Source organism: Pseudomonas sp. P5_B2, assembly GCF_056400445.1.
Genome location: NZ_JBFULH010000495.1, coordinates 1 through 3,036 on the forward strand (window position 1 = coordinate 1; position 3,036 = coordinate 3,036).

Here is a 3,036-nt window from a genome sequence, read left to right on the forward strand (position 1 = left end):
AGGATGGTCTGGCGGTCAAAGTCCGGGGCAAGGTTTCGTTGTTCGAGGGACGTGGCGACTATCAGCTGATTCTCGACACCGTGGAGCCGGCCGGTGATGGCGCGCTGCGCCTGGCCTTCGATGCACTGAAAGAAAAGCTCAGCGCCGAAGGCCTGTTCAGTGCCGAGCGCAAAGTGCCGCTGCCGGCGCATCCGCAACGCATCGGCATCATCAGTTCGCCCACCGGCGCGGTGATTCGCGACATTATCAGCGTGTTCCGCCGCCGTGCACCGCAGATCCAGCTGACGCTGATCCCCACCGCCGTGCAAGGTCGCGAGGCCACCGCGCAGATTGTCCGCGCACTGAAACTGGCGGACGCCCGTGGTTTCGACGCACTGATCCTGGCCCGTGGCGGCGGTTCGCTGGAAGACCTCTGGTGCTTCAACGAAGAAGCCGTAGCCCGTGCGGTCGATGCCTGCGTCACGCCGATTGTCAGCGCCGTCGGCCATGAAACCGACGTATCCATCAGTGACTTCGTGGCTGACGTCCGCGCCCCGACGCCGTCCGCTGCCGCTGAACTGCTCGCGCCGGATTCCGGCGATCTGGTGCGTCGGGTCGAAAGCCTGCATCGCCGGCTGGTGATGCGCATGCGCGACCGTTTGATGCGCGACCGCTTGCGTCTGGAGGGTATTTCCCGCCGCTTGCGTCATCCTGGCGAACGCCTGCGCCAGCAAGCTCAGCGTCTGGATGACCTGGACATGCGCATGCGCCGCGCATTCGAACGCAGCCTCAATACCCGGCGCGAGCGTTTGATTCGTCTGGAAACCCGTCTCGCCGGGCAACATCCGGGCCGGCAATTGGCGATGCTCCGCCAGCGCCTCGACAGCCTCGCCGAACGCCTGCCCCGTGCGATCCGCGAGGGCCTCAAGTCGCGGCGCCTGCAACTGCAAAGTCAGGTCCAGACGCTACAGGTGGTCAGCCCGCTGGCGACCCTGGCCCGTGGCTACAGCATTCTGCTGGACGAACGTGGCAACGCGATCCGCAGCGCCGAACAAACCCACAACGGTCAGCGTCTCAAGGCCAAACTCGGCGACGGCGAACTGCAGGTTCGGGTCGAAGACAATCACCTGACGCCTATCACCCTTTCTTTACTGGATTGATCCATGCCGCGTTTTTTTGCTCCGCTGCTGTTGCTGTGCCTGACCTTCAACGCCCACGCCGACAGCTACATCACTCGCCTGTTGAATAAACCGGTGCCAGGCGGCGTGGCCGTGGTGGACCTGGGCGCTTCTGTCCAGGCGCCGAAAGCCAGCTATCAAGGCAAACCGGTGTTGGTGGTCAAGGAACAGAATAACTGGCTGGCGATTGTCGGCGTGCCGTTGACGGTGAAACCGGGTACGCAGCAGCTCAGCAGCGGCGGTCGTAATCTCAGCTTCACCGTCGGCAACAAGAAGTACCCGGAACAGCACATCACGCTGAAGAACACGCAGCAGGTCAATCCGAATCCGGACAACCTCAAGCGCATCGAAGGCGAACTGGCCGAACAGATCCAGGCCTACCAAAGCTTCAGCCCAAACACCCCGAGCAACCTGCTGCTGGACAAACCGGTCAACGGGCCGCTGTCGAGCAAGTTTGGTGTGCGTCGCTTCTTTAACGGGGAAGAGCGCAATCCGCACGCAGGGCTGGACTTCGCCGTGCCTGCCGGTACGCCGATCAAGACGCCGGCGGCGGGCAAGGTGATTCTGATCGGCAATTACTTCTTTAACGGCAACACGGTGTTTGTCGATCACGGGCAAGGCTTTATCAGCATGTTCTGCCATATGTCGAAAATCGACGTGAAGGTCGGGCAGCAACTGGCCCGTGGCGGGGTGGTCGGGAAAGTGGGAGCGACGGGGCGCGCGACCGGGCCGCACATGCACTGGAATATCAGCCTGAATGATGCGCGGGTGGATCCGGCTATTTTTATCGGTGCATTTCAGCCCTGAATTTTCGGTAAGGCTGCCGGCCCCTTCGCGAGCATCAAAGACACCACCTATTCAGCCTCAAGATCCTCAATCCCATGAGCTTCCCGGTCCGCCAGGCAATGCTTGATCCACTCCTGAGTATCTGCCGAGAACCCCGTCAACTCCTCAGACGTGATCAACTCCCGCGCGCACAACCCAAGCAAGTGCGACTGAGCCTCATGCCGTGAAAATCTAAACACACCAAACGCCCAATACAGCTCCTTTTGCCTGGACTGAAGTAGCTCTTCAGTGGCCTCAATCCGATCGTAAGGCTCCAGGCTTTTATCCAGCACCGTGCGCTCGACCTCCTCCATGATCCGAATGCACATCCGCTCATGTGCCAATGGACGCAACGCGCTATACCGCTTCCAGTCCGACTCGTTCATGTTCGACTCCTGCCTGTCAGCCGTCTTGTTCAGGCTTTAAGCATAGCGGTGCTCAGGGAGTCGTCGCCGCAAACCTCAAATTGCGCAGCACTCAAACCTCGCGCAATCATAAAAACAATAACCCCCATTAACAGCAATAAAATCTCGATAAAATCGACATTCAGGGTATTCCTCTCAATTTTTTTCGACTGCTTGCCATCCTTCCCCCCCGAGGTTAGGGTTGAAGGCATGAAAACCTCTCACACCCTCATTCAGCTTCGCCAGCACCGCAGCCTGTGCCTCGTCAGCGCACGACTGCCGGGCTGAATCGCGATGCCTCGCTCCACGCTTTTCCCCAAGAACATTTGATCCACCGGCAGGCCGCCTTTTTTCGGCCCACACAATAAGGATTCCCACGATGAGCATGCTCAAAGATCCGTCTTCGAAATACCGCKCGKTCCCGACCATCGACATCCCGGATCGCACCTGGCCGTCGAAGACCATCACTGCAGCGCCGATCTGGTGCAGCTCCGACCTTCGTGATGGCAACCAGTCGCTGATCGAGCCAATGGACGCGGTCAAGAAATTGCGTTTCTGGAAAACCCTGGTGTCTGTCGGCGTGAAAGAAATCGAAGCCTCGTTCCCGGCTGCTTCGCAAACCGACTTCGACTTCGTGCGCACCCTGATCG

At 59.8% G+C, this 3,036-nt stretch carries 4 protein-coding genes and 1 pseudogene; 3 read left to right on the forward strand and 2 right to left on the reverse strand.

Features of this window, described 5'->3' with window-relative positions; translation table 11 throughout:
- Both xseA and AC1DRJ_RS22890 read left to right on the forward strand, forming a co-directional pair.
- Positions 1–1,139: exodeoxyribonuclease VII large subunit (gene xseA, locus AC1DRJ_RS22885; protein ID WP_477804153.1), on the forward strand; the 1,139-nt coding region annotated here is incomplete at its 5' end.
- A gap of 3 nt (positions 1,140–1,142) precedes the next feature.
- Entirely contained in the window at positions 1,143–1,964 is an 822-nt protein-coding gene (locus AC1DRJ_RS22890) for a peptidoglycan DD-metalloendopeptidase family protein (protein ID WP_477804154.1), read from the forward strand.
- Between the two features lie 47 nt (positions 1,965–2,011).
- Here the strand turns inward: AC1DRJ_RS22890 and AC1DRJ_RS22895 are convergent, their stop codons facing one another.
- Both AC1DRJ_RS22895 and AC1DRJ_RS22900 read right to left on the reverse strand, forming a co-directional pair.
- Positions 2,012–2,368 carry a hypothetical protein gene (locus AC1DRJ_RS22895; protein WP_477804155.1) on the reverse strand — a complete coding sequence of 119 codons (357 nt, stop codon included), beginning with the start codon at positions 2,366–2,368 and terminating at the stop codon, positions 2,012–2,014.
- A gap of 29 nt (positions 2,369–2,397) precedes the next feature.
- The gene (locus AC1DRJ_RS22900) at positions 2,398–2,598 is read right to left on the reverse strand and encodes a hypothetical protein (protein WP_477804156.1); all 201 of its coding nucleotides are present in this window, start codon (positions 2,596–2,598) and stop codon (positions 2,398–2,400) included.
- A 167-nt stretch (positions 2,599–2,765) separates the two neighbouring features.
- Here AC1DRJ_RS22900 and AC1DRJ_RS22905 point away from each other — a divergent pair.
- Positions 2,766–3,036, forward strand: a pseudogene (locus tag AC1DRJ_RS22905) (2-isopropylmalate synthase); the annotation flags it as partial.